The sequence below is a fragment of the Sphingosinicella sp. BN140058 genome (genome assembly GCF_004135585.1).
Classification (GTDB): Bacteria; Pseudomonadota; Alphaproteobacteria; order Sphingomonadales; family Sphingomonadaceae; genus Allosphingosinicella.
Genome location: NZ_CP035501.1, coordinates 3515632 through 3539024, shown reverse-complemented (window position 1 = coordinate 3539024; position 23393 = coordinate 3515632). Strand labels below are relative to the sequence as shown.

The following is a 23393-nucleotide window of genomic DNA, read 5'->3' as shown; positions in this document are numbered from 1 at the left end:
TAAGTTAAGGTTCGAACATGTCCGATGCGCCCGCCTCCGGCGGTTCCAACGTCATCGGGGGGGTAGAAGTTGCCGAGGCGCGCTGGGGGCGGCTCGGATGCGTTTGTGCGTGGCGGCTGATGCCGATGCTGCTGATGGTGGCGCTGGCCGGTGGCTGCACGACCGGCAGGAGCCCCCGTGCTCCGGATGTTCGACTGCCGCAGGCATTCGACGCGCAAGCGGCCGCGGGCGCGACGATCGCGCTCGACCGCTGGTGGACGGTCTATGACGATCCTCAGCTGACCGCCCTCGTCGAGCAGGCGCTGGCGACCGGCTTCGATACCCGCACCGCTCTGGCGCGTCTCGACGAAGCCCGCGCGCTGCGTGCGGCGACCCTCGCCCAATTGGGACCGCAGGGGAATATCGAGGGCAGCCGCGAGGTCAGGCAGACAGAGGATCTCGGCGGACAGCAAAGCATCGACATCCCCGGTATCCCGCCGGGCTTCTCGCTGACCCCAAGCGGTCGCAGCGCCACTGCGAATCTCAACTTCAACGTCAGCTACGAGCTCGATTTCTTTGGCCGGCGCAGCGCCGCCCGGCGCACCGCCGAGGGTGATTTCGCGGCGGCCCGCTTCAATGCCGAAGCGTCGCGAGTCGCCGTCACCGCGGAGATCGCGGACACTCTGTTCCAGGCCCGCGCACTCGCGGTGCAGGTCGAGGATGCGCGCGCTACGCTCAGGATCCAGGAAGAATTGCTGCGGATCGCCCGAATTCAGGGGCAGCGCGGCCTCGCTCCGACCGCAGACGCAGCCCGGATCGAGGCGGACGTCGCGCAAGCCTCAGCCCAATTGCGCGATCTCGAAGCCCAATTGCGTAATCTGCGGCGCTCGCTCCTCCTCCTCACCGGCAATGCCGGCGCCAGCCTCGACACGGTTCCGGTGACTGCCGATCTCGGGGCCATCCCTTCGCCCCCCGCGCTCATTCCCGGCGACCTGCTCGTCCGCCGTCCGGACGTCCGCGAGGCGGAAGCGCGTATCCAATCCGCCGCAGGCAATCTGACCACGGCGGAGCTCGAGTTGTTTCCTCGGATCTCGCTCCGGCCGGGCTTGGGCCTCGGACTCCAGCGCGGCACCTTCGAGAGCACCACCGCCTTCTGGGCGTTTGGACTGGGCCTCACCCTCCCCGTGCTCGATCGTCCGCGCCTGCTTGCCGAGCTGCGCGCCTCGGGCGCCCGCGCCGAGCAGGCGGTCCTTGCCTATGAGCGGGCGGTGCAGACCGCCTATTCGGAGGCCGATCAGGCTATGACCCTGCTCGAGTCCGACCGAAACCGCTTCGCCGTGCTCGATGCGGGGGAGAGCCGGGCGCGGGTGGCCTTTGATGCAGCCCGTCGGCGCTATGCCCTTGGGCTCGACAATCTCACCGCCGTTCTGGACGCGGAGCGGGCCTGGCGAACCATCAGGTCCGCGGCCGCCGCTGCGCACGCTCAGGCGCTTCGCCGCTCGGTCCAGACGTTCCGCGCCTTCGGCGGGGGCTGGACACCTGCGCCGGCCGGAAGGCTAAGCTGATGATCACCGGGAGAGAAATTTTGCGCGCAGTGGCGATCGCGAGTTGCCTTGTTCTCGCCGCCTGCGGCGGAAGCGAGGAGACCGCCAAGAAGGCCGACAGCGCACCGCGCGACGTCGGGGTTACGCGCATCGAGTTACGGCCGCTGGTCGGCGGCATCACCGCATCGGGCGTGCTGGTGGCGCGGGAGGAGGCTGCGGTCGGCGCCGAAGTCGCAGGCTACCGGGTCACCCAGGTGCTTGCTGAGGAAGGAGATTTTGTGCGCGCGGGTCAGCCGTTGGTGCGAATGGATCCGACTCTCCTCGAGGCGCAGATCGCCCAGCTTCAGGCCAACCTTGCCCAGCAGCGTGCTTCAGCGGCGCAGGCACGTAGGGAGGCGGCGCGTGTCAGCGGTCTCGACCGCGAAGGCGTGGTGGCGACCGAACAGATCGAGCAGCGCCGCACCGCGGCGGCAACGGCGGCGGCGCAGGTCCGCGCCGCGGAGGCGCAAATCGCCGAGCTGCGCACCCGATTGAGCCGCCTCATCATCCGTGCGCCGGTCTCCGGTCGCATTCTCGCACGTGCGGTCAGACCGGGCGACATCGGCGCCGTCGGCGGCACGCCGATGTTCCGCATTGCCAGGGGCGGCCTCGTCGAGCTGCGGGCCGATGTGCCCGAAGCCGAACTCGCTACCATTCGCGTCGGCCAGTCGGCGCAAGTGCAGCTGCCGAGCGGTGAGATGGTGACCGGCACCATTCGCACCCTCTCTGCCGAGGTCAGCGGCGACTCGCGCCTCGGCGCGGTGCTGGTCACGCTTCCGGTCCGCAACGATCTTCGAGTGGGCGGTTTCGGGCGTGCCAACTTCACCGGCGCGACCACCCAGGCTCCGGCGCTTCCGGAGGATGCGCTGCGCTTCGATGCGGAAGGCGTATCGGTGATGGTGCTCCGGCCAGGCAATCGCGCCCATCGCGTTCCGGTTCGAACCGGTCGGCGGGTCGGCGGGTGGGTCGAAATCCTCTCGGGGCCGCCGGTCGGAACGATGGTTCTGCTTGGCGGCGGCGCGTTCGTGCTCGAAGGCGAACAGGTGCGGCCGGTCCGCGGCCGCACTGACGGAAGTGGCGCGAGTGCCCCGCCACCGCCCGCCGAGGTCACGAACGCCCCAGCGACGCCCCGCGGCGGCGGCACGACCTTCGCCCCGCAGCAGCCGGGATCTGGATCGGGCCCGGCTGGCGCGGCGCCAGCCGGCGGAGGCGCCGCCCGATGAGCGAGCATCACGGCGTTGCCGGCATTTCTTCCTGGGCGATCCGGAACCCGATCCCGGTCATCGTCCTGTTTCTCGGCCTCAGCATCGCCGGCATCGCCGCTTATCTGTTCCTCCCAATCAAGCAGTTCCCGGATGTCTCCTTCCCGGTCGTCCAGGTCTCGGTCATTCAGGAAGGCGCCGCTCCCCAGGAGCTCGAAACCCAGGTCACCCGTCTCATCGAGGATGCGGTGACCAGCGTCTCCGGCGTCGACAACGTCACCTCGACGATCACACAGAGCTCTTCCCTGACCACGATCGAATTCGAGGTCGGTGACGATCCCCAGCGCGCGACCGACGACGTCCAGCGCGCGGTCGACGAGATCCGAAGCGAGCTGCCGCGCGAGATCGAGGAACCCATCGTCCAGCGGCTCGAGATCGATGCGGCTCCGATTCTGACCTATGCGGTTTCGGCCAGGGGCATGAGCGAGACGGAGCTCAGCTGGTTCGTCGAGGACACCATCGCGCGCGATTTGATGGCACGTCCGGGGGTTGCCCGCGTGGCGCGAGTCGGCGGGGTCGATCGGGAGATCAACGTCGTTCTCGATCCTGGCCGGATGGCCGCCTACGGGGTCACCGCTCCGCAGATCAACGACGCGCTACGGGTGTTTTTGGTGGATACCGGCGGCGGCCAGGCCCGGGTCGGCGGCCAGCAGCAGAATATCCGGGTGCTCGGTGCGGCGGAATCGATCGAGCAGATCCGCAAGGTCGAAATCCCGGTGGCCGGCCGCATCGTGCTGCTCGGCGACGTCGCCTCGATCGGCGCGGGGGCGGGAGAGGAGCAGGGCTTCGCACGCCTGGACGACAGGCCGGTCGTCGCCTTCCAGGTGATGAAAAGCCCTGTCGCGAGCGACGTTGCGGTCGAGGACGAAGTCATCGCTGCGCTCGATCAGCTCCGAGCCACCCACCCGAACGTGTCGATCGAGCTGATCATTTCCACCGTCACCGAGACTCGCAACAGCTTCAAGGCCACCGTGCACGTCCTCGTCGAAGGCATGCTCCTTGCCGCGCTGATCGTCTTCCTGTTCCTGCGCGAATGGCGATCGACGATGATCGCTGCGCTGGCGATGCCGCTGTCGCTGCTGCCGACGTTCGTCGTGATGTGGCTGTGCGGCTTCACGCTCAACGTCGTGACTCTGCTCTCGCTCACCCTTGTGATCGGCATTCTCGTCGACGATGCAATCGTCGAGATCGAAAATATCGAGAAGAGGATCGAACGTGGACAGCGCCCTTATCAGGCGGCGCTGGAAGGCGCCGACGCGATTGGCCTCGCCGTGATCGCGACGACGATGGCGATCGTGGTCGTGTTCACCCCTGTCTCCTTCCTCGGCGGTACGGTCGGCCAATTCTTCAAGGAGTTCGGCCTCACCGTCGCCGCCGCCGTGCTCTGCTCGCTCCTGGTTGCGCGCCTCCTCACTCCGTTGCTCGCAGCCTACTTCCTGAAGCCGAGCCGCAAGGCGCATGAGGAACGGCCGATGCGGCCCTTCTACGCGAAGAGCCTCGGCTGGGCCCTGAATCACCACAAGATCTCGGTCCTGCTCGGCGGGCTCTTCTTTGCCGGCTCGATCATGCTGGCGGGGCTGATCCCGGCGGGCTTCATGCCAGCGAGCAATCCCGGCTACATCTTCCTGGAAGCGCAAGCCGCACCGGGCGCCACCCAGGCGGACATGGAGCGGATCGTCGAAGACACGACGCGTTTGATGCGCGCCAATCCTGCGGTTGCCCGCGTGTTCTCGCAGACCGGCGCAAGCAACAACGCCGCCAGTGGTGCGGACCTTCGTCGCGCAACGATCACCGTGGTGTTGAAGAAGGATTCGGGCATCACGACCGAAGCGTTTCAGAGCCAGATCCGCCCATCGTTACGGCGGATCGCCGATGCGCGCGTGGTCACCCAGGGCGAGTGGGGCCGGCCCGACCTCGAGATCGTGCTGTCGGGGGAGAATGGTCCGCTGCTGGAGCGGACCCTGCTCCAGCTCGAAAAAGAGATGCGCGGCCTGACCGAGGTCGCCGATCCGCGGCCGGCGACCCCGCCGCCCGGCCCCGAGCTGGTCATCCGGCCGCGGCTCGCCGAGGCGGCCCGGCTCGGCGTAAGCGCGCAGACCATCGCCTCCGCCGCCCGGGTGGCGACGATCGGCGAGATGGATGCCAACGTGGCGATGTTCACCGAGGGCGAGCGCCGCCTGCCGATCCGCGTGCGCATTCCGCTCGAAGCCCGCGAGCAGCTCGGCAAGATCGAGGCGATGCAGCTGCCGACCGCATCCGGCGGCACTACCACTTTGGGCGCCGTGGCCGACATCGGATTCCAGCCGGGCCTCGGCCGGATCGAACGTTTCAACCGCGCCCGCCGAGCGGCCGTGCAGGCGGATCTGCCGCTCGGGGTGACGCTCGGTCAGGCAACCGATGCGGTGAATGCCCTCCCCGTTCTCAAGCATCTGCCGGCGGGCGTCAGCCTGACGCCGACCGGCGACGTCGAGCAGATGCAGGAGCTGTTCCTCGGCTTCGGGGTTGCGATGGCCGCCGGCGTCTTCATGATCCTCGCCGTCATGGTGCTGCTGTTCCGCAGTTTCCTCAAGCCGCTGATCATCCTTTCGGCGCTCCCGCTGTCGATCGGCGGCGCTTTCCTGGCGCTGCTGCTGGTCGGGCTCGACCTCACCCTGCCGGTGCTGATCGGTATCCTGATGCTGATGGGGCTCGCCGCCAAGAATTCGATCCTGCTGGTCGAATTCGCGATCGAGCGCGAGCGTGAGGGCGCCAGCCGGCGCGACGCCATCGTGCACGCCTGTCACGAGCGCGCCCGGCCGATCATCATGACCACCTTCGCGATGGCCGCCGGAATGCTGCCCACCGCGATCGGCCTCGGGGAAGGCTCGGCCTTCCGCCAGCCGATGGCGGTGGCGGTGATCGGCGGCCTGATCAGCTCGACGGCGCTCTCGCTCGTGCTGGTCCCCGTCGTCTACGAAGTGATCGATCGCGTGGAGCAGCGCATCGCGCCGAAGCTGCGCCGGTTCATCACGGAGCCTGAAGAGAAGCAGCCGGCAATGCTTTGAAGCGAGGCGGCGGCACCGTCTTTAGGCCAGATTGTCGCCGGGCAGAAATGGGGTCACCGCCCGGCCACGTGCCTGCCACGTGGCGCTCCCGTTTCTTGGCGACACGGGGGCGCCTTATCGCGGGATCTGCGCCGTGTCGAAATAGGTGCGGAAGCTGCCGATCCGCTGGCCGTCATGCTCGATCACGCTGACGCCGCCATAGCGGAACGAAGTGCCGTTGGCTGCAGTGCCGCTGCTCACCCACTCCAGGAAGGCCGTGCCGCCGGCATCGGCGACCTGGCGAAACTCCGAGCGGATTGCGCTGAAGGCCGCGCGATAACTGGTCCAGAAGCGCTCCGCGGCCTCCCGGCCGCCAGCCTCGTGCTTGACCAGCGGGTTTGAGATCTCGGCACCGTCGGCGAACAGATCCACGATCGCACTCGTTTCCCCGGACTCTTCGAGATGGCGGAGGGCCTCGATGAAACGATCGGCAAAGCGGCTCATCTTCTTCTCCTGGTCAGGGGTCACGGTGTCGGCGCGGAGTGCGCCCGCGCGCTCGGCCACTGCGCCGATCAGTTCTAGGCCTGCCGCTGCGACTGCAAAGGGCAGCCGGAAAGGACTCTTCTGGGCCTCCAGCAGCAAGCTGGTGCGGCGAATCTGGACATCCTGGCCGCCGTGAACCTCGCCGTCCGACCGCGCTTCGTAGAGATTGTCGCGCTTGGCTGGATCGCCGGCATCGCCTGGTTTCTGCTGCGCCGAGGCTCCGAACGCCTCCATCGCGAAATCGGTGAGGCGCGGCGCCGCGCGGCCCATCAGCGAGACGAGATAGCCGCTGCCGCCGACGTACAGCTGGCGCCGCGGGACCTCGCAAGCGTGCAGGACCGCGTCGGCGACCAGGACCGGATCGTAGAGCATCGGCGGCAGCCGCGGCGGCGCATCCATGTAGTTGCGGGCATGCTCGGGATAGGGTGTTGCGATAGAACCCGGCTTGATCAGCGTGACCGAGACCGGCGCCCGGTCGCGCTCCAATTCCATGCGCAACGCGTCCGTGACCGCCTGCACCGCGTGTTTGGACGCGGAATAGGGGCCCTGGAAGATCATCGCGCGGTCGGACAACACCGAGCCGATGTTGATGATTGCGCCGCCGCCCCGTTCGCGCAGGTGCCGCACGGCGATGAGGGAGCCCTTGAGAAGTCCGAAATAATTGACGTCGAAGACCCGGCGCTGATCTTCGATCGTCACCTGCTCGACCGTTCCGTAGGTCGCGGCAGCCGCGCAATTCACCCAGGAATCGAAACCGCCGAAATGCTCGATCGCAGCGGCTGCAATGCGCTCCACGTCCGCCTCGATGGCGACGTCCGCGGCGCAGACCGCGACCCGCCCGCCAAGGCCGGCAAGCTCCTCCCGGATCCGCTCCAGCGCCTCGCCATTGCGCGCGGCGAGGACGACGGCGGCGCCCCGGGCCACCGCCTCACGGGCGGTGGCAAGGCCGTTGCCGCTCGAGCCGCCCGTGATGACGATTGTCTGCTCGCGCAGCGGCTTCAGGCGGGGCGCCATCGTGCTTCCTTTCAGGCGGTCGGGCCGCCCATGCTCGGCGCTTCGAGTTCGTCGCTGTCCTGTCGCATCGCCTTGTCATAGGCGCCGGCGGTGCGGGCATCCGGGGCGGAGCGCGTGCCGCTGCCGATGAACCCCTGCCCGGTTCCGCCCATATCGACTTCCTCGATCCGGCCGCCGTCCGGGGGCGACTGCGTCGCCACCGCTTTCAACACCTTGCCGGTGTAGATGAGATTGCTGCTCGTCGAATCCCACAATTTGGCGTCTTCGGGTTCGATCGTGATCAGCGCGACGTCCTCGCCGTCCGGCCCCTGCGGCAGCCAGGCTTCGACCCACATCGACCAGAGCTCGCGCAATTTGTCGCGATCCTGGCTGGTCCGCGCGGTGCCGGAGATTGAAAGGTAGGTGTTCTTGTGGGTGTCGGAATAGCCGAGATTGACCGGAGCCGAGCCGCCGATCTCGCCCACTTTGCTGTCCAGACGGGTAACGAAATAGATCCTGTTTTCTTCCGGACGGGCGATGCTGCCCATCGGACGGCTGGTCAGTTTGCCGTCTTCCTCGACGGTAAGCATCGCTATCCGCTGGTCGGCGACGATTGCCCACACGTCTGCCTTGCTGTCATCCGCCATGATTTCCGGTCCTTTCCTGCATTTTCGGCGCGCCGTGACGCGTCCACATGCCCGAACAACCGGCTGCGCCTGCGGTCGTTCCTACCCGCTTTGTGCCATGTCGCACCGGAAGAAGCGTTCGCCGCGTCCTCGTCAGTGCGCCGTCCGTAATGGCAAGTCGAACAGGAAGCGCGCACCCTCGGCGCCGTTTTCGGCCCAGATCCGGCCGCCATGAGCCTCGACGATCGTTCTCGAGATGGAAAGGCCGAGCCCCATTCCGCTCTCCTTGGTCGAGACGCCGCTGTCGAAGACCCGCGGCAAGAGCGCTTCGGGAATGCCGGCACCATTGTCGGAGATGCAGATCCGGATGAAGTCGGCAGCCGGGACCTTGCTGGTGGCAATTCGTACCTTCCCATCGGACCGCGTTTTCACCGCCTGACAGGCATTGCGGATCAGGTTGACCAGCACCTGCTGGATCTGGACCCTGTCGGCCCCGTATATCTCCTCGCCGGCAAGATCGAGTTCGAAGGCAACCCCTTCGCAGCCGATGGTCGAGAATGTGATCGCCTCATTGACGAGCTCGTCGCAGCGGAACCGTTCCTTCTTGGCCACACCGGTTTCGACGGAGAGCCGCAGCCGCCGAATGATTTCGCCGGCGCGCAGGGCATTTTCTTCCAGGGTCCCGAGCATGTCCCGCCGCCGCTGGTCCTGTTCACCCCGCTTGAGCGCCGCCGCGTAGAAGGTGATTGCGGTCAGCGGCTGGTTGAGCTCGTGCGCGAGGGTAGACGCCATGGTTCCCATTGCGCTCTGGCGCGACAGGTAAAGCAATTCCGCTTCCATGGCGCGCAATTGTTCTGCCTGATCGACGATCAGCTTTTCTCGGACTAGCCGATCGGTAACGTCCTGGACGGTCCCGACCATGATCGCGGGTTCGCCGTCGCCCTGCTGCAGCAATTGCCCCCAGGCGTGGACGTGGCGAACCGCCCCGTCGGTTCGCACGATCCGGTGCTCCGTTTCCGATCGTTCCGCACTGCGCCAGGCGCGGATCCACGCTTCGCGGAACCAGGAACGATCCTCCGGATGGATCATCCCCATGAAGCATTCGGTCGCAACCGGCGCATCATCGTCCGGCAGTCCGAAGATGCGTTTAAGCTGACGCGACCAGATACCCTCATCGCTGACCGAGTCGTGGATATAGGTGCCGATCGACGCGATCCGCTGCGCCTCGTCGGTCAGCCTCTCCTGGGTGTGCAGTTTCTTGAGAGCAGCTTCGAGCGAGGTGCGGTGCGGCACAAGCCTTCCTTCTGGACGGGAGTGTACGCAACCAACGATGCGAGCCCCTGCCACAGACCGACGCGCGAAGCCAAGCGTGCCTCGTGCCCTTCAACCAGCAGCCCCGTGCTCCACCGCGCCTTCTCTCGCTCCGCGGCGAGTGTCTGCGTGCGCTCCGGATCGTTCCGAAATGGACAAGAGCCTTCGAAGGGTCGCGGGAGCTCGCTCCGGGGGAACAGCGTATGCAGGTGTCGCTCCCTCCTCGCTCGACCTTGCCAATCCCGAGCGGCAATGCTGAGCTCGTCCCTCGTCAGCGAAGGGGAGTGGAGATGCACAAGGGGTCATGCCTGTGCGGGGCGGTACGCTTCGAGATCGAGAAGCCGCTGAAGGGGCCCGACGCGTGTCATTGCAGCCAGTGCCGCAAGGTCTCGGGCCACGTCTGGGCCTCGACCGATCTCGCCGAAGCCGACCTGCGCCTCGACGGGGCCGAAAACCTCACCTGGTTCCAGTCGTCCGAAAAGGTCAGGCGCGGCTTCTGCGCGACCTGCGGCGCGGCCCTGTTCTGGAAGCCGATCTTCAAGGACACGATCGCGGTCGCAATGGGCGCGTTCGAAACACCGACGCAGACCCGGCTCGCGATGCACATCTTCGTCGCCGACAAAGGTGATTATTACGAGATCGCCGACGGAGTTCCTCAGAAGCCGCAATGAGGGCGACGTTCCCTCCGCTCAGCCGCCGAGGATCTCGGCGGTGGTCCGCACCGCCGCATATTCGCCGTTGAGGTTCGAAAGGCTCGCTCGGTGAATGTCTTCGGCGCTCCGGGGACGACCATCAAAATCGGGCCGATCGAAGGTGAAGCACGCATCGGCCGCGACCGTCACCCTGAAGCCGAGGCAGCCGGCGGATCGCACCGTCGCCTCCACCGAATTGTTGGTGGAAACGCCGACCACGACAAGATCGCCGATCGATCGCACCCGCAGGTATCGCTCCAGCGACGAGGCGGCAAAGGCGTCCGGCACGTGCTTGTCGATCACATGCTCGTCCGTGGCCGGTTCGAACGCACTCTGGAATAGCGCACCGGCTTGTCCGGGCCTGAAGCCGGAAGATGGGTCGAGCGACAGATGGCGGGCATGAACGATCGGGCGCCGGGCCGCGCGCCAGGCGGCGAGCAGACGTGCGATGTTCGCCTCGGCATCCGGATTGTTGCGCGGCGGAGCCGACGGATCGGCCATGCAGCGCTGCATGTCGATGATGAGCAGGGCAGTGTCGGCGGAAATTGGCAACGATCGATTCCTTCAGACTGTCGCGTGTCACGACCTTCGAGGTCATTGCCGACAGCGCGCGGAGCCGACAAGATCCTCGCCTCGTTATGCTTGATCGCGCAGAGCTCACCACCCCACGCCTGATCGTGCGGCCCTTCCACGACGCGGATGGACCAGCGCTGATCGCGCTGTTCGCCGACCCCCGGGTTCACCGCTTCGTCGACGACGGTCGGCCGCTCACGCCCGCGCGCGCGCGACTCTGGATCACCCGGTCGCGCGAAAATCTGGCACGGTATGGCTACGGCACCGGCGCCGTCATAGCCAGAGACGGCGAGAAGCTGATTGGTTGGGCGGGCTTTGCCCGTCCCGGCGACGGCAGCGAAGAGCTCATCTACGGCCTCGCTGCGGACCATTGGGGCCGAGGGCTCGGTCGCGAATTGCTCCGGGCTTTGCTCCGCTTCGCAGAAGCCCGTGCCATCGCGCCGGTTCGCGCCACCGTCGATCCCCGCAATGTGCGATCGATCGCCTTGCTGACCCGGAACGGCTTCACGCTCGCCGCGAAGGGCCATGGCGGCGACCCGGACAGCGATCTGTACCTTCGCGGCTGAGAACCGCCGTGGGCGACCCGATCGCGCACGAATATGCTGGCCAAAGCGGCGTGCCGTCGCCACCACGCGGCAGACCTGTTGATCCGGGGCTGCGGACTTACCAACCATGCTCATCTATTTGTGGCTGCTCCTGGTGCCCCTCGCGCTCGCGGGCGCGCCGCGCCTGCCCGAGCGGCTCGGCCGCCTCGTCTACTGGGCCGCGGCCGTCGCGCTGATCCTCTTCATCGGCCTGCGGCGCGAAATTGGCTGCGACTGGGATCCGTACATGGTCCTGCTGCGGATCGCGACCATCCTGCCGCCCCAGGAGGCGATCGTTCAGGCCGATCCGGCATACATGCTGCTCAACATCGCGGTGGCGAAGACCGGCTTCGCCATCGGCATCGTCAATCTTCTCTGCGCAGCCTTGTTCGTCACTGGACTGTTGCTCTTCGTGCGGAAGCAGCCGCTCCCTCACCTGGCCTTCCTGATGGCGCTGCCGGTGCTGATCATGGTCGCCGGCCTGTCGGCGACGCGGCAGTCGGTTGCGCTCGGACTCTGCCTATGGGCGCTCGCCTCGCTTGTCGGCGGCGCACGCAGACTGCCCTGGCTGTTGTTCCTTTCGGCCGGTCTGTTCCACTGGACAGCCTTCGTATTGCTCCCGCTCGCAGGTCTGGTCCCCTTTGCGGATCGCAGGCTCGATCGAGTGCTCGTGCTCCTCGGCCTCGGCGCAGGTTTGGCGCTCGCACTTTCGATGTGGCTCATCCCCGGCTTGTCGGCCCTGATCCCCGCCTACAAGGCGAGCGGCGGCGCGATCTTCCGAGCCTCGCTCAACGGCCTTGCCCTGATCGTCTTCGTGGCAGGCCGTCGGCACCTCCAGATGAGCGGCGAGGAGCGGCTGATCGGGGCCTACCTTTCGGCACTGGCGCTATTCGCTTTCGCATTGATGCCGAGTAGCGAGACGGCGGCGGATCGGCTCGGCTTCTATATCGTGCCCCTGCAGATGCTGGTGCTGGCACGATTGCCGCTGGCGGTTGCCGTGGGCCGCAGGCGACTGATTGCGCAACTTGTCGTGGCTGCGCCCGTCCTGATCCTGTTCGGCGGCTGGATCGCGATGACGAGCGCCAAAGCTTGCTACGTGCCGTATCGTAACTTCCTGTCTGCGCCTTCGTCGCTGCGTGCCTCCGGCCGGCCTCTGCCCCGACCGACGGCGCAATGTGCCGCATGGCTTGCCGACCCGCGCCCCTTCGTCGCCAATGGCGGGCTGGTCAGAGGGGAGCATGAACCTCGGACGCTCAGCGGGGAGAGCCGCCGCGCGCGCCGAATGTGCCTCCAGCTGCTCGCCATGCGCTACGACCTCGATCTGCCCGGCCAGCCCTGCGCGAACAGCATGTTCCGTCCCTCGGACCTGCGCGCCGCCGCCAAGCTTCCCAAGGCGGAGGGGCGACGCCGGACGCTTGTGGAAGCGGAGCGCTGCCTTGCGGCGATGCGGCCGCTGGTCGGCGTCGCGCCGGCAAACCGCCGGTAGAGAGCGGCATCGATCGGCCGGTCGACGGCCGCGTTCAGGCCGCGCGCATTTCCACGCAGGCGCGAATGAAGCGGGCATATTCGCGGGCCGCGGCTCCGATCGAATATTGGCTGGAGACCTTCTCCGCGGCCGCGGCGCGGCGATGTAGATACTCGTCGCGGCTGAGGCGGAGCATCCGGAGAATGGCTTCGGCCAGAGCATTCGCATCCCGCGGCGCGACGACGCAGCCCGAGCCTTGAACGATCTCTGCGGCGTCACCGACGTCCGTGGTGACGCAGGGCACGCCGCGGCTCATCGCCTCGATCAGCACGTTCGGAAAGGCTTCGATGCGTGACGAGAGCACCATCAGATCGAGCGATTCGTAAAGGGCCGAAAGATCCTGAAGCTCATCATGCAGTTCCAGGCGATCGGCCGGCAATCCCGCCGCACGGACCGCCTCGGCGAAAGCAGAATTGTCGAGCGACACGCCCGCGCCCGCCGCGACGATGGTCGCATCCGGCCTGTCCGCGAGGATCCGGGCCGCGGCGCGCAGGAAGGTCGGATAATCCTTGTGCGGGTGAAAACGGGCGACGATGCCGATCCTACGAGGCGGCCAGGCCGGCGGCGGCAGCGAGGCGACGGGCTCGACCCCGTTGGAAATCACCCCCGGATTGCGCCCGTACCCGATCCCGACATGCTGTTCGCACGAGCGCCGCGAGTTGAAGATGGTGCCGTCGCAGCGCCACCGGAACATGCGGGCAAGGAAGATCGCCAGCCGCGTGCCCGGCGCAAGCGCGGCCGGCTCGTCGAGGCTGGTGCGCACGTTCCAGATTACGGGGCCGCGGTAGCCGCCGACCAGTGCCGCCAAGGTCCCCGCCAGGTGGGCGTGATACATCCAGCAGACCACGGCCGCCGGCTGTTCGCGCGCGATCAGACGTGCGAGCCGAACCACTCCGGCCGCGAATCCGAACGGCCCGCGCGCTTCCAGCGCGGTCACCTCGTTCGCCTGGCTGCCCGATTCCGCGTAGAGCTGCGGCGCCGCCCCCTTGAGCGACACGATCCTGCCCTTGGCGAAGTCGGTCTGGCGCAGGTAGCGGGTCAGCATTCGCTCGGCGCCACCCTGTCCCGCCGAATAATCGGTGATGACGTGCAGAGTGGAAGCTTGCGCCGCGGCGTCATGCGTCCCTGTTTCAAGGCCGGGCCGACGCTGCAACCCACGCCGCGGCGCCTGCGCCTCGCCCGCCACGCGCGGGCGGCCGTCAAATGCACCGCGCGCACTGTCCTTGAGAACCGAAGGGGAAGGTTTTTGGTCGCCACGCATACGTCGGCGGGCGTCTTGTACGAGTTGCGGCCATTGCGGAAGAGCGATTCGACCTTAACCATCGCACGCGCCGCTGATCGCTCGAGGCCGCAGGCACCCGATCACCGGCAAGGCTTGAAGCTGGGCCCGTTTTTGACGCAAGGCCGGTCGGTGGCCACGTCGGCCGCGGGGAGGCCGGCTTCATTGACTTCGCGGAGGCGGATCTTCGCCAAACGAGACGAATATGGCGGCTTCGCCATACGCCTCGCCTACATGGCATCCGCCTTCCTGCTGTCGGTGCTGCTCGCCCGCCTGCTCGGGCCCGCCTCGCTCGGGCGCTATTACGGCGCGCTCGCCTGGATCCTCATCGCTTCCACCTTCGCGCAGGCGGGGTGGAATACGTTCCTGGTCCGCGAGGTGCATCTGCTGCAGGCGGACGGCCGCAGCGGCGCTCTGATCGGTCTGATCCGTGCGGCCGTACAGACAGCGTCGGCGATCTCGCTGCTGACGGGGGCCACCGTCCTGATCGTCGGCGGCTTGCTGCTCGGCCGGGCTGACCTTCCTCTGCTGGTGCTCGGCACGCCGGCGATCCTGCTCCTCGCTTTGAGCTCCGTGGGCGACGCGGTGGTTCGGGGCTGTGGGCGCCCGCTCGCCAGCCTGCTCGGCGAATATCTCGCACGGCCCGGAGTCCAGATTCTCGCTCTGGCCCTGATTGCCGCCGGGATGTTTGCCATTTCGCCTACTCCGTTCGCTGCCATGGCCAGCTTTCTGCTTGCGGCGGCGGCCGGAAGCCTGGTGACCTACGCGCTGACCTCATCCGCCCTCTCGCCGCACCGGGGCAGTCGGGCGGAAGCCCCGCCGCGCGGCGCCTGGCAGGGTTCGTTCTTCCGCACGGCCCTGGTCGGCTGCCTGGTCGCGCTCAATCTTCAGATCGGCACGCTGATCCTCTCGCGCCTGTCGCCCGAACCGGAGGTGGCGCTGTTCCGGATCGCCCAGCAACTGTCGCTGCTGCTCCCGTTCGGCCTCGCCGTGGTGAGCTCGCTTTATGCGACCCGCTTTGCCGAATATCGCCGCGCGGACGATCAAACGGCGCTGCGGCGGCTCGCCGTGCGCGCCAGCCTGATAAGCCTTGCCATCGCCCTGCCGCTCGCTTTGCTCTTTCTGCTGCTCGGGGCGCCGTTGATTCGTCTGCTTTACGGCTCGGCCTTTGCCGCCGCGGCCGGGCCGTTGCTGGTGATGACGGCAGGCCAGGTGATCAATGCCGGCCTCGGCATCGGCATGGCGGTGGCGATCGCGTCCCACCGGGAAAAGGCGGCGTTGTGGGCGCAAGTCGCCGGGCTTGCCGTCAATGCCGGCGCGTGTCTGCTGCTCATCCCGCGCTTCCACGCGGTCGGCGCGGCGCTCGGCAGCAGCGCCGGCCTTGCGGTGTTCAACGTCCTCCTGCTCGTCCTCCTGGTGCGGCCGGCGCCGCGCCTGCCGGCGACATCATAGGCTCGATCCGCTGGAGCAAAGATGCGCCCACCGGCGGCAGGAAGTGGAGCGCATTGAACCAGTTGGCGCGCAGCTCTGCGCCGGCGACGGGGATCGATCCCGGCGCACCGGAAAAATCCGCGACCGCACTGCGGCACGACGGGAAGAGCGGCGCGAGCCGCCGCCGGACCGAGCGATAAAGCGCAATCCTGCGGCGGACCTCGGCCATGGCGCGACGATCGCTCAGGAGATCGGGATGCACCGGCGCTTCGAACAGCAGCAGAGCGCTGCCGCTTCGCGCGCAGATCGCCATCATCCGGCGCAGATCACCGGCGAGCATCGCCTCCACCTCGCTGCCGACCTGCTCGAACGCGGTGCGCACATCCGGATCGGCAACCACCTTACGCGGTGGCGGCTTGCGCGCCGGCAGGGCCAGAAAGAAATCGCTGCGGGCATGCCCTGGCCGGCGCTGCCCGCCGAGGTGGCCAAGCAGATGCACCGAGACGTGCGTGGTCGAGGTGGCAAGGAAGCGTACCCCGGGACCCGGGTAATCGGCCGCAAGGGCGGCGCGGCGAGCAAACGGCAGTCTAAGCCGGTTCGACAGTTCGACGGCATAGAGGCGCGGCGGCTGCGCCCGCGCGCCCGCGGCGGCCATGATCCGGAGCAGCTCTTCCAACGTTGCCGCCGGCTGGCCGGCATTGAAGGCAGCCGGCGGTGTCTCGAAGCCGACCTGCACGCGCGACGTGCCGAGCAGCAGGATGGGGCTGTCCGAAGCCGCGACGGCGTGCGCGCGAGCGGCGTTGCCGCCGTCCGGGACGCGATCGGCGACATCGTCGAATGCGGCGTCGCGGAGCCGGTACCAGCGGCCGCTCGCGAGCGAATAAGGATCCATCGTCAGGTTCAGCAAAGCGACGGCGGCGACCAGCAAGGCGGCTGCCGCGGCCAGCATTGCGACGTACCGTCCGGGGGAGAGTTCAGAAGCGGGCATAGATGGTCGTGCTGAGCGCGCCGTTGCAGGCCTGGGCGAGCGCAGCCGCGGCGATGAGGGCGGTTGCCGTCGCCCAGCCGGGGCTCCGCCGCCACCGCCAGGCCGTTATGGCGAGGCTTCCGGTGCCGGAAGGCCGGGCCGGTGCACCCGGATGATCGTAGAGATCGAAGATCTGGACGCTGTTTGGTGCGGCCAGCGCGATCAGCGTCCCAGCCGCGGCGGCCAGCAGCCCGATCGCTGAGGCGGGCGCGGAGAGATGGAGCACCGATTCGAGGCTGCTCGCGGCGAGAAGGTTGGGCAGCAGCGCGGCCCCGGCATGATGATCGGGGGCGGCCTGGCCGATCAGCCCGGTCCAGACCGACCAGGCGGTATCCAGGCTGTCGGCACGGAACAGGATCGCAAACAGGGTGAGCCCGAGGAGCACGACGACATGGCCGATCGCCCTTCGCCTGCGGTTGGGCAGCGGCGCGGGACCGGTGCGAAGCACGGCCGCGAGTTGGAAGAGAACGGCGACCACGCCGGTGAGGAAGCCGGACAGGACATAGGTCGGCCGGGCGCCGTGCCACCAGCCGATCAGCGACAGGCTGATCAGGGTCGCGGCCGCGGACGCCAGGATCGTGCGCCGCACGGCGTTGCCGGGTGCCCGCTTGCGCACCCACAGGAAGATCGGCGAGAAGATGTAGGTCCGGATGAAGACCACCAGCGACATGTGCCAGCGGTCGAAATATTCGCTGGCGAAGCGGGCCTTGAGCGGCGAGTAGAAATTGATCGGCAGGCGCAGCCCGACGCTGAGCCCGATGCCGAGCGCCATGTCCGAGAAGCCCGAGAAATCGAAATAGAGCTGAAGCAGGTAGCCCCATCCGGCTGCCCAGCTTTCGGCGATCGTCGGCGCGTGGCCGATGGCCACGGCGGCAAAGATCGGATCGACGACGCCGCCGATCGGATCGGCGATCAGCAGCTTCTTGGCGAGGCCCATGACGAAGACCGAGAGTCCGAGCGCCAGCATCGCAGGATCGGTCCGGCTCTCCAGCAGCCGATATTCCTCGGCGGCGTCGCGGTAGCGGAAGACCGGCCCGGCGATCATCTGCGGAAAGAAGATCGAGTAGAGCGCGAAGCGTGGAAAATCGCTGACGCCCACCGCACGGGCGAGCGTCGGACGAACGTCGACGAGCCAGGAAATCTGTTTCAGCGCGAAGAACGAGAGGCCGAGCGGAAGGCCCGCCTGCAGCAGCCCGGCGCCCGCCGCCTCGCTGCCTGCCGCCGCAGCGTCCGCCGGCGACATGCCATATTTGTAAACTGCCAGAACCCCGATGTTCGCGAGGCATCCGGCAGCGATCAGCAGGCGGGTCGTTCCCGCCCCGACGCGCGTGATCGCGGCCCCGAGCACGAAGTTCAGCACCACCATCGCGCCGACGAGCGGTGCATGGCGGGGGTCGGCCAGCCCGTAGAAGAGCATCGATGCGGCGAGCAGGAAGCCGACCCGGAGCTGCGGCGCGGCCCTGGACAGGCTCCAGAACAGCAGCAGCAGGGCCGGGTAGAAGCCGAGAAGGAATCGCGGATCCTGGGTCAGCACGGCCGCGCTACCGGCGTGCCGATGCCGCGCGTGCGCCCTTGCCCATCAGGCCTGTGCCGAGCGCAGCACGCTGTCCGCAACCCGGTTCACGGTGCGCGCTTCGAACAGCAGAACGGGTTCGATCTCCAGATCGAACGCATCCTCGATCTCGCCGCTGATCAGCACCGCGTCGACCGACTTGAGGCCGAGTTCGATGAGATCCCGATCGAGATCGATCGTGGCCGCACCGGAGAGCCGCCGGCTGAGGCGATCGAGGATGAAGGCGATCAATTGGTCGCGCGTCGGCGTGTCGGACATGCGGCGGGTTCCCTCAGCGCAGGTGGCAGAAAAGATCGTTGGGGCTGACGATTGCAGCCGAGCGGATGAAGCCGGCGGGCGCACCCGCGATCGCATAAGCGGGGAAGCGATCGAGCAATGAAGTCAGGATCTCCGCGATGATGATGCGGGCAAGCTGCGTGCCGATACAGCGGTGGAGGCCGCTGCCGAAGGCGAGGTGCGGCACGGCGCCCTCCGCCGCGCCTCCGAGCGGGCAGGCTCCGGCCAGAGCGGCGCGGCTCGCCGGTCCGATCGGGATCTCGATTCTGGCCGGCTTGCCGTCCGGCCCGCTGCGGATGCGGGCGAGCCGATCGAACGAGCCTCCGGCCGCGATCAGCCGTTCGACCGCATCCATCCGCAGCGCACCGCCCCGCAGCACGCCTCGATCGGCGACCGGCGCCTCGCCTACCCGCAGCAGGATGTTGGCGAGGGTGTGCTGGGTGACCCGGCTTGCGCCGTAAAGCGTGATCGCGAGCCAGGTCCGATCTTCCGCGGTGACCCCGTCGAGCGGGTGGTGAAGGAATGTCGGCGGACCCGGCTCCGCTCCGGGCGGCGTGCGCAGAACCTCGGCCACGATGGCGGCGAGTTCGCCCAGGCGGCTTTCGATCGCACGCAGGACGCGGAGCGATTGCAGCGGCTCGATCAGGTTGAACGCTTCCTGCGTGCGCTGGTCGAACAATCGGTGATGCTCGGGCGGCAGGCCGAGCACGCGGCAGATCATGTCGCTGACCGCCGGCCGAACCAGCGCCTCGATGAGATCGACCGGCGCTGCCGGATCGAGCGCCGAGACTGCCGCGCCGGCGCGGGCCGCGATGGCCGGCTGCCACGCGGCGATGTGACTCGTCCGGAAGAAGCCGAGCGCCGCCCGGCGCAAGGCGAGATGGTTGGCCCCGTTGTTGACGAACAGCAGCCGCGCCATCAGCGCCCGGATGCCTGGAATGGCAATGCCGCTCTGCGCCTCCAGATCCGCGAAGTAGGCGTTGGTTTCCGCCACCGAGCAGGCAGGATCGTGAAGGATCCTGGAGCATGCCGCGACATCCGCTTCGATCATGAGGCGGCCGTCATCGCATCCGCAGGGGTCCAGCCGTCGCGCACCGCGGCGCGGCGGATCTTGCCGCTGGTCGTGCGCGGGAGGGTGCCGGGCCGGGCGATCAGCACCTCGTCGAGCGCGATGCCGAGCGCCTCGAACACGGCGCGGCGCATCGTCGCGATCGTCTCGTCGTCCGGCATCGTCGGCGCGGCTCCGCGCTGACGCTCGACGACCAGCACCAGCGGCGCCCCGGGCAGGTCGGCCTTCTGAAAGGCGGCGGCGCCGTCGGCGTTCACATGCGGAAGATCTCGGGTCGCGAACCGCTCGACGTCCACCGCCGCGACGTTGGCGCCGCCACTGATCAGGACATCCTTGCTGCGCCCGGTGATGGTGAGGCGATCGCCTTCGATCCGGCCGACGTCCCCGGTGCGCAGATACGGACGTCCATCGTCAGGCGAGAGACGTGCCTGGAAGGTCGCCGCCGTTCCGGCCGCATCGTCGAGATAGCCTGCGGCGACCGACGCTCCGGAGATCCAGATCGCGCCCTCGATGCCATCCGCCACCGGCCGTCCGGCATCGTCGACGATGCGGAGGGTCGCCCGGCTCGCATCGTCGAGATAACAAGGTGCGCGCAGGCCGGCCGTGTCGGGCTCGGGCGCACCGGCCGGAGGATGCGCGCCGGCGGCGTAGAGCGTGGTCTCGGCGAGGCCATAGCAGGTGAACAGCGCATCGGGGCGCAAACCGGCACGGGCGAAGCGGCGGCGAAAGGCGGCAAGCGTCGAGGCGAAAACCGGCTCGGCCCCGCAGAAGGCGGTTCGCCAGCAGGACAGATCGAGTTCGTCGATCACCGCATCCGGCACACGCGCCGTGCACAGATCGAGCGCGAAGGCCGGCGCGCCGCTGGTCGTGGCGCGGTAGCGGCTGATCGCCTTCAGCCAGCGCGCCGGCCGCTGGACGAAGGCGAGCGGCGGCATGTGGACGACCTCGAGTGCGTTGACCAACGGCGTCAGGATTTTCCCGATCAGCCCCATGTCGTGATAATGCGGCATCCAGTTGACCAGCATCTCGGGCGCCTCGCTCTGGCCGACGTCCATGCCGCGCGAGGACATGGCGATGTTGGCGAGGAGGCAGTCGCTGGTCAGCACGACGCCGCGCGGGGTCGACGTCGAACCCGACGTATATTGAACCAGTACTGGCAGCGCCGGATCGCGATCTTCGCCCGGGCAGGCGGCGAGCGGATCGGCCGCGGCGAGCGCCGGCACTTCGACGATCGGCACGCGTGCGAGCGGGCTTTCGGGATCGATCCGGCGGACGAGATCGGCCGCCACCCGGGCCGAAGCCAGCACCACGGCCGCGGCGGAAGCGGCGGCGATCTCGTTCAAACGGTCGAGCGATGCACCGGGCCGCGGCTCGGAGGCGGGGATCGCGATCACCTCGGCATAAACGCAGCCGAGCATGGCGTGCAGGAAATCGGGCCCGGTCTCCACCACCAGCAGTGCCCGCTTGTGCTGCAGATCCGCGGCAAGCAGGCCGGCGGCGACCCGGCGCGCCGTCGCGTCGATCTCATCGCAGGTGAGAACCGCGCTCTCGTCGTCGCCATTGGCGAGATAGCGCATGCGAACCCGCTCGGGCTCCGCCGCGAGCGCCGTCCGAATGGCGGCCGCCAGGGAAGTCCTCTCACGCATCTGCCGTACACCCCCCGGATTCGTTCCCTGCCGCGCTGATTGCGATCAGCCCGGCGGCCCGCGCCCCCGCCCCTGGCGACACGTGGCAGACGGGCTCCTGCGGCGAGCCTTCCTTATTTGCAAGGTTTCTCGTGCGTTACCGCGGCCTTTGGGTGCGGTTCGGCAGGAAGGTCAGGCGGCCTCGTCATCGGCGGTGCACTCGCGGTAAGGATAGCGGCCGCGTATGTGGGCATTGAAGTGGCGGCCTTTGGAAAAGGCGGCGCGAAAGGCGACGGCCGCTTCGGCCGGCACCTCGCAATAAAGATAGCGGCGCCCGGTCGTGAACAGCACGTCCAGTTCCCGTCTTTCCGGATGGTAATCGAATCGGCGGATGATCGTCGACGGCATCGGACCGAAACGAACATTCCCCGTTTTCCGATCCGTTCACCGGTCCCTCGCCGATCAGCGAAGATAGCATCCGGTCGAGAGGGTCACCTTGCCCTCGGCGTCGAACAGCATCGTCTCGACGACGCGCTTGCCGCGCTCGTCTGAGAGATGGAGCGCAAGCGCGCCGTCGCCTTCGAACAGATCGATCAGTTCGAAGCGCAGCGCCGGCCGCCGCGCCAGGCCTTCCCGCCAATAGGCGCGAAGCGCCGCCTTGCCGTCGACCCGCCCGTCGCCGGTGAGCAGGCGCGCGAACGGGGAGTGAAAGCGGACATCGTCCCCATAATGATCGAGGACGGCGTCAAGATCGTGCCGGTTCCAGGCGTCGACCCACGTCGTTGCAAATTCCCGTGCCCGTTCCTGCTCCATGACATCTCCCCTGCTCAGCAGAGGATGACCGAGCGAACGCGCGGCTTCAATCGTCAATCGCCGGTCCACGCCGCCGGCTCAGGCCGCATCGTGGAAGATGATGCCCATCGTGTGCCGCAGGCCGGAGCGCACCGGACTGACGCCGTGGCGCATCGTCACCCGATAGCGGCCGCGCGTGCCCTGCACCGGCCGCTGGTTGACCGCGAAGATCACCGCCTCCCCCTGCCGAAGCGGCACGACATGGACCCGCGACTGCATCCGCGGACGCTGCTCGGTCAGCACGAGCTCGCCGCCCTCGAAGTCGCGGCCGGGCTCCGAAAGCAGCAAGGCGACCTGGAGCGGAAAAGCCAGCGCGCCATAGAGATCCTGGTGGAGACAATTGTGGTCGCCCGCAGCGTAGCGCAGCAGCAAGGGTGTCGGCCGGGTCTGTCCCGCGTCATGGCAGCGGGCGAGATACTCGCCATGCTCACTCGGATAGGGATCGGCGCCGCCGAGCCAGCTCCGCCAGCGCTCCGCGATCGGCGCGAGATGCGCGTAGAGATGCTGCCGGAGGGCGGCGACGTCGTCCGGCAGTGGGTAAGCGAAATAGCGATATTCGCCCTGGCCGAAGCCGTGCCGCGCCATCACGACGCGGCTGCGGAACAGCGGATCCTCGTCGTAGCTTGAGGCGCGCAGGGAACATTCGGCGGGGTCCAGGACCGGTCCGGTGTTCGCCCATCCTCTGCCGTCAAGGTCCGCGGCGATGCGCCCCCAGTCCAGCCGCGCGACCCGCGATGCCATTGTGTGTGTCTGGGCTGGTTGCGCGGTGCGGTCGCTCGTCGTCATCGGTCTTTGCTCCGGAAAGGAACTGCGGAATTGCAGGACTCGGCGGGCATTGCACTCCGTCCCTTGCTGCCGAACCGCCGCCGACAGGGAACGGATCGCGCCGGGCTCACGTTCATGCCTCATGCGTAACGATATGCTTGCCGGGCTCGCTGCCCTGATCGCCCTTTCCGCCTGTTCGCCTGCCTCGGCGCCGGGCAACGACGTCGCCAACGACGCCGCGGACATCCAGTCCGCCGAAGCCGCGGGCGATGCCGCTCGGTCGCGCGAACCGGCGGCGGACGAACCCCGCAATTACGTCGCCGAGGCGAATACGGCCGCTTTCCCACCAGTGGAGCCCCCTGCCCCCGGCACGCCCGGCGGGCTCCCGGACGACCGGACGCCTGTCTCCGAAGCGCCGTTCACCGAAACCAGCGCCCAGGGCGCCGCCAATGTGGTGCAGACCTATTTCGCTATGATCGAGGGCGGGAAATATGGCGATGCCTGGCGCCTCTGGTCCGACGGCGGCAAGGCGAGCGGCATGACCCGCGACGCGTTCGCCGCGAGCTTCGCCAAATATGCCGAATACCATGCCCAGATCGGGGCCCCGGGCGCGATCGAGGGGGCGGCGGGATCGCTTTATGTCGAGGTTCCGGTGGTGGTCTACGGCCGCCTCAAGAGCGGCGCCGAAGTGCATATGAACGGCCCCGTCACCCTGCGCCGCGTCAACGACGTCGATGGCTCGACCGCCGAGCAGCGCAAATGGCACATCGCCTCGACCGCGCTGAAGCCTCGGCCGAATTGA

At 67.9% G+C, this 23393-nt stretch carries 21 protein-coding genes; 8 read left to right on the top strand and 13 right to left on the bottom strand.

Annotated elements, in window-relative coordinates; translation table 11 throughout:
- Positions 1-17 precede the first annotated feature (17 nt).
- From ETR14_RS15860 to ETR14_RS15850, 3 genes are read left to right on the top strand one after another with little or no spacing between them, the layout of a single operon-like run.
- Positions 18-1544 (top strand): efflux transporter outer membrane subunit, encoded by a 1527-nt coding sequence (locus ETR14_RS15860; RefSeq protein ID WP_129386114.1) that lies wholly within the window; start codon positions 18-20, stop codon positions 1542-1544.
- Positions 1544-2785: an efflux RND transporter periplasmic adaptor subunit gene (locus ETR14_RS15855; RefSeq protein ID WP_129386112.1), complete on the top strand. Its 1242-nt coding sequence runs from the start codon at positions 1544-1546 to the stop codon at positions 2783-2785. Before ETR14_RS15860 ends, ETR14_RS15855 begins: the two co-directional genes overlap by 1 nt.
- Entirely contained in the window at positions 2782-5868 is a 3087-nt protein-coding gene (locus tag ETR14_RS15850; protein ID WP_129386110.1) for an efflux RND transporter permease subunit, read from the top strand. The genes ETR14_RS15855 and ETR14_RS15850 overlap by 4 nt, the downstream gene beginning before the upstream one ends.
- Before the next feature lie 114 nt (positions 5869-5982).
- Here the strand turns inward: ETR14_RS15850 and ETR14_RS15845 are convergent, their stop codons facing one another.
- The 3 genes from ETR14_RS15845 to ETR14_RS15835 all read right to left on the bottom strand — a co-directional run bounded on the left by ETR14_RS15845 (position 5983) and on the right by ETR14_RS15835 (position 9302).
- The gene (locus tag ETR14_RS15845; RefSeq protein ID WP_129386108.1) at positions 5983-7404 is read right to left on the bottom strand and encodes an SDR family oxidoreductase; all 1422 of its coding nucleotides are present in this window, start codon (positions 7402-7404) and stop codon (positions 5983-5985) included.
- Positions 7405-7415: 11 nt separating this feature from the next.
- Positions 7416-8030 carry a pyridoxamine 5'-phosphate oxidase family protein gene (locus ETR14_RS15840; RefSeq protein ID WP_129386106.1) on the bottom strand — a complete coding sequence of 205 codons (615 nt, stop codon included), beginning with the start codon at positions 8028-8030 and terminating at the stop codon, positions 7416-7418.
- Between the two features lie 132 nt (positions 8031-8162).
- Positions 8163-9302 carry a sensor histidine kinase gene (locus tag ETR14_RS15835; protein WP_165356472.1) on the bottom strand — a complete coding sequence of 380 codons (1140 nt, stop codon included), beginning with the start codon at positions 9300-9302 and terminating at the stop codon, positions 8163-8165.
- 308 nt (positions 9303-9610) lie between these two features.
- On the opposite strand from ETR14_RS15835, the gene ETR14_RS15830 reads away from it, so the two are divergent.
- Positions 9611-9991, top strand: coding sequence for a GFA family protein (locus tag ETR14_RS15830; protein WP_129386102.1), 381 nt, complete (start codon positions 9611-9613; stop codon positions 9989-9991).
- A gap of 18 nt (positions 9992-10009) precedes the next feature.
- Here ETR14_RS15830 and ETR14_RS15825 read toward each other — a convergent pair whose 3' ends face one another.
- Positions 10010-10564 (bottom strand): cysteine hydrolase family protein, encoded by a 555-nt coding sequence (locus tag ETR14_RS15825; protein ID WP_129386100.1) that lies wholly within the window; start codon positions 10562-10564, stop codon positions 10010-10012.
- A gap of 86 nt (positions 10565-10650) precedes the next feature.
- Between ETR14_RS15825 and ETR14_RS15820 the strand changes: the two genes are divergently transcribed.
- Entirely contained in the window at positions 10651-11151 is a 501-nt protein-coding gene (locus ETR14_RS15820) for a GNAT family N-acetyltransferase (RefSeq protein WP_129386098.1), read from the top strand.
- Between the two features lie 106 nt (positions 11152-11257).
- Positions 11258-12655 carry an EpsG family protein gene (locus tag ETR14_RS15815; protein WP_129386096.1) on the top strand — a complete coding sequence of 466 codons (1398 nt, stop codon included), beginning with the start codon at positions 11258-11260 and terminating at the stop codon, positions 12653-12655.
- 34 nt (positions 12656-12689) lie between these two features.
- Here the strand turns inward: ETR14_RS15815 and ETR14_RS15810 are convergent, their stop codons facing one another.
- Complete coding sequence (locus ETR14_RS15810; RefSeq protein WP_165356471.1) at positions 12690-13880, bottom strand: glycosyltransferase; 1191 nt, start codon at positions 13878-13880, stop codon at positions 12690-12692.
- A 258-nt stretch (positions 13881-14138) separates the two neighbouring features.
- On the opposite strand from ETR14_RS15810, the gene ETR14_RS15805 reads away from it, so the two are divergent.
- Positions 14139-15425: a lipopolysaccharide biosynthesis protein gene (locus ETR14_RS15805; RefSeq protein ID WP_165356470.1), complete on the top strand. Its 1287-nt coding sequence runs from the start codon at positions 14139-14141 to the stop codon at positions 15423-15425.
- On the opposite strand, the gene ETR14_RS15800 is transcribed toward ETR14_RS15805, so the two are convergent.
- The 8 genes from ETR14_RS15800 to ETR14_RS15765 form a co-directional block, all read right to left on the bottom strand.
- Positions 15364-16392: a hypothetical protein gene (locus ETR14_RS15800; protein WP_129386090.1), complete on the bottom strand. Its 1029-nt coding sequence runs from the start codon at positions 16390-16392 to the stop codon at positions 15364-15366. The genes ETR14_RS15805 and ETR14_RS15800 overlap by 62 nt on opposite strands.
- Positions 16379-17965: an MBOAT family protein gene (locus tag ETR14_RS15795; protein WP_129386088.1), complete on the bottom strand. Its 1587-nt coding sequence runs from the start codon at positions 17963-17965 to the stop codon at positions 16379-16381. The genes ETR14_RS15800 and ETR14_RS15795 overlap by 14 nt, the downstream gene beginning before the upstream one ends.
- A gap of 45 nt (positions 17966-18010) precedes the next feature.
- On the bottom strand, positions 18011-18262 hold the full coding sequence (locus ETR14_RS15790) for an acyl carrier protein (RefSeq protein WP_165356469.1): 252 nt from the start codon (positions 18260-18262) through the stop codon (positions 18011-18013).
- Between the two features lie 13 nt (positions 18263-18275).
- Positions 18276-19331: a cytochrome P450 gene (locus ETR14_RS15785; RefSeq protein ID WP_129386084.1), complete on the bottom strand. Its 1056-nt coding sequence runs from the start codon at positions 19329-19331 to the stop codon at positions 18276-18278.
- On the bottom strand, positions 19328-20995 hold the full coding sequence (locus tag ETR14_RS15780; RefSeq protein ID WP_129386082.1) for an AMP-binding protein: 1668 nt from the start codon (positions 20993-20995) through the stop codon (positions 19328-19330). Before ETR14_RS15780 ends, ETR14_RS15785 begins: the two co-directional genes overlap by 4 nt.
- A gap of 171 nt (positions 20996-21166) precedes the next feature.
- On the bottom strand, positions 21167-21382 hold the full coding sequence (locus tag ETR14_RS15775) for a KTSC domain-containing protein (RefSeq protein WP_129386080.1): 216 nt from the start codon (positions 21380-21382) through the stop codon (positions 21167-21169).
- A gap of 54 nt (positions 21383-21436) precedes the next feature.
- Positions 21437-21787 carry a nuclear transport factor 2 family protein gene (locus ETR14_RS15770; RefSeq protein WP_129386078.1) on the bottom strand — a complete coding sequence of 117 codons (351 nt, stop codon included), beginning with the start codon at positions 21785-21787 and terminating at the stop codon, positions 21437-21439.
- Between the two features lie 78 nt (positions 21788-21865).
- Positions 21866-22567 carry a 2OG-Fe(II) oxygenase gene (locus tag ETR14_RS15765; protein ID WP_206186094.1) on the bottom strand — a complete coding sequence of 234 codons (702 nt, stop codon included), beginning with the start codon at positions 22565-22567 and terminating at the stop codon, positions 21866-21868.
- 166 nt (positions 22568-22733) lie between these two features.
- Between ETR14_RS15765 and ETR14_RS15760 the strand changes: the two genes are divergently transcribed.
- A complete protein-coding gene (locus ETR14_RS15760; RefSeq protein ID WP_129386074.1) occupies positions 22734-23393 on the top strand; it encodes a hypothetical protein in 660 nt (219 codons plus the stop codon).

Coding starts and splice junctions, on each gene's coding strand:
- ETR14_RS15860 (WP_129386114.1), top strand. CDS start 18: ATGTCCGATGCGCCCGCCTCCGGCGGTTCCAACGTCATCGGGGGGGTA.
- ETR14_RS15855 (WP_129386112.1), top strand. CDS start 1,544: ATGATCACCGGGAGAGAAATTTTGCGCGCAGTGGCGATCGCGAGTTGC.
- ETR14_RS15850 (WP_129386110.1), top strand. CDS start 2,782: ATGAGCGAGCATCACGGCGTTGCCGGCATTTCTTCCTGGGCGATCCGG.
- ETR14_RS15845 (WP_129386108.1), bottom strand. CDS start 7,404: ATGGCGCCCCGCCTGAAGCCGCTGCGCGAGCAGACAATCGTCATCACG.
- ETR14_RS15840 (WP_129386106.1), bottom strand. CDS start 8,030: ATGGCGGATGACAGCAAGGCAGACGTGTGGGCAATCGTCGCCGACCAG.
- ETR14_RS15830 (WP_129386102.1), top strand. CDS start 9,611: ATGCACAAGGGGTCATGCCTGTGCGGGGCGGTACGCTTCGAGATCGAG.
- ETR14_RS15820 (WP_129386098.1), top strand. CDS start 10,651: ATGCTTGATCGCGCAGAGCTCACCACCCCACGCCTGATCGTGCGGCCC.
- ETR14_RS15815 (WP_129386096.1), top strand. CDS start 11,258: ATGCTCATCTATTTGTGGCTGCTCCTGGTGCCCCTCGCGCTCGCGGGC.
- ETR14_RS15800 (WP_129386090.1), bottom strand. CDS start 16,392: ATGCCCGCTTCTGAACTCTCCCCCGGACGGTACGTCGCAATGCTGGCC.
- ETR14_RS15790 (WP_165356469.1), bottom strand. CDS start 18,262: ATGTCCGACACGCCGACGCGCGACCAATTGATCGCCTTCATCCTCGAT.
- ETR14_RS15785 (WP_129386084.1), bottom strand. CDS start 19,331: ATGATCGAAGCGGATGTCGCGGCATGCTCCAGGATCCTTCACGATCCT.
- ETR14_RS15780 (WP_129386082.1), bottom strand. CDS start 20,995: ATGCGTGAGAGGACTTCCCTGGCGGCCGCCATTCGGACGGCGCTCGCG.
- ETR14_RS15775 (WP_129386080.1), bottom strand. CDS start 21,382: ATGCCGTCGACGATCATCCGCCGATTCGATTACCATCCGGAAAGACGG.
- ETR14_RS15770 (WP_129386078.1), bottom strand. CDS start 21,787: ATGGAGCAGGAACGGGCACGGGAATTTGCAACGACGTGGGTCGACGCC.
- ETR14_RS15765 (WP_206186094.1), bottom strand. CDS start 22,567: ATGGCATCGCGGGTCGCGCGGCTGGACTGGGGGCGCATCGCCGCGGAC.
- ETR14_RS15760 (WP_129386074.1), top strand. CDS start 22,734: ATGCGTAACGATATGCTTGCCGGGCTCGCTGCCCTGATCGCCCTTTCC.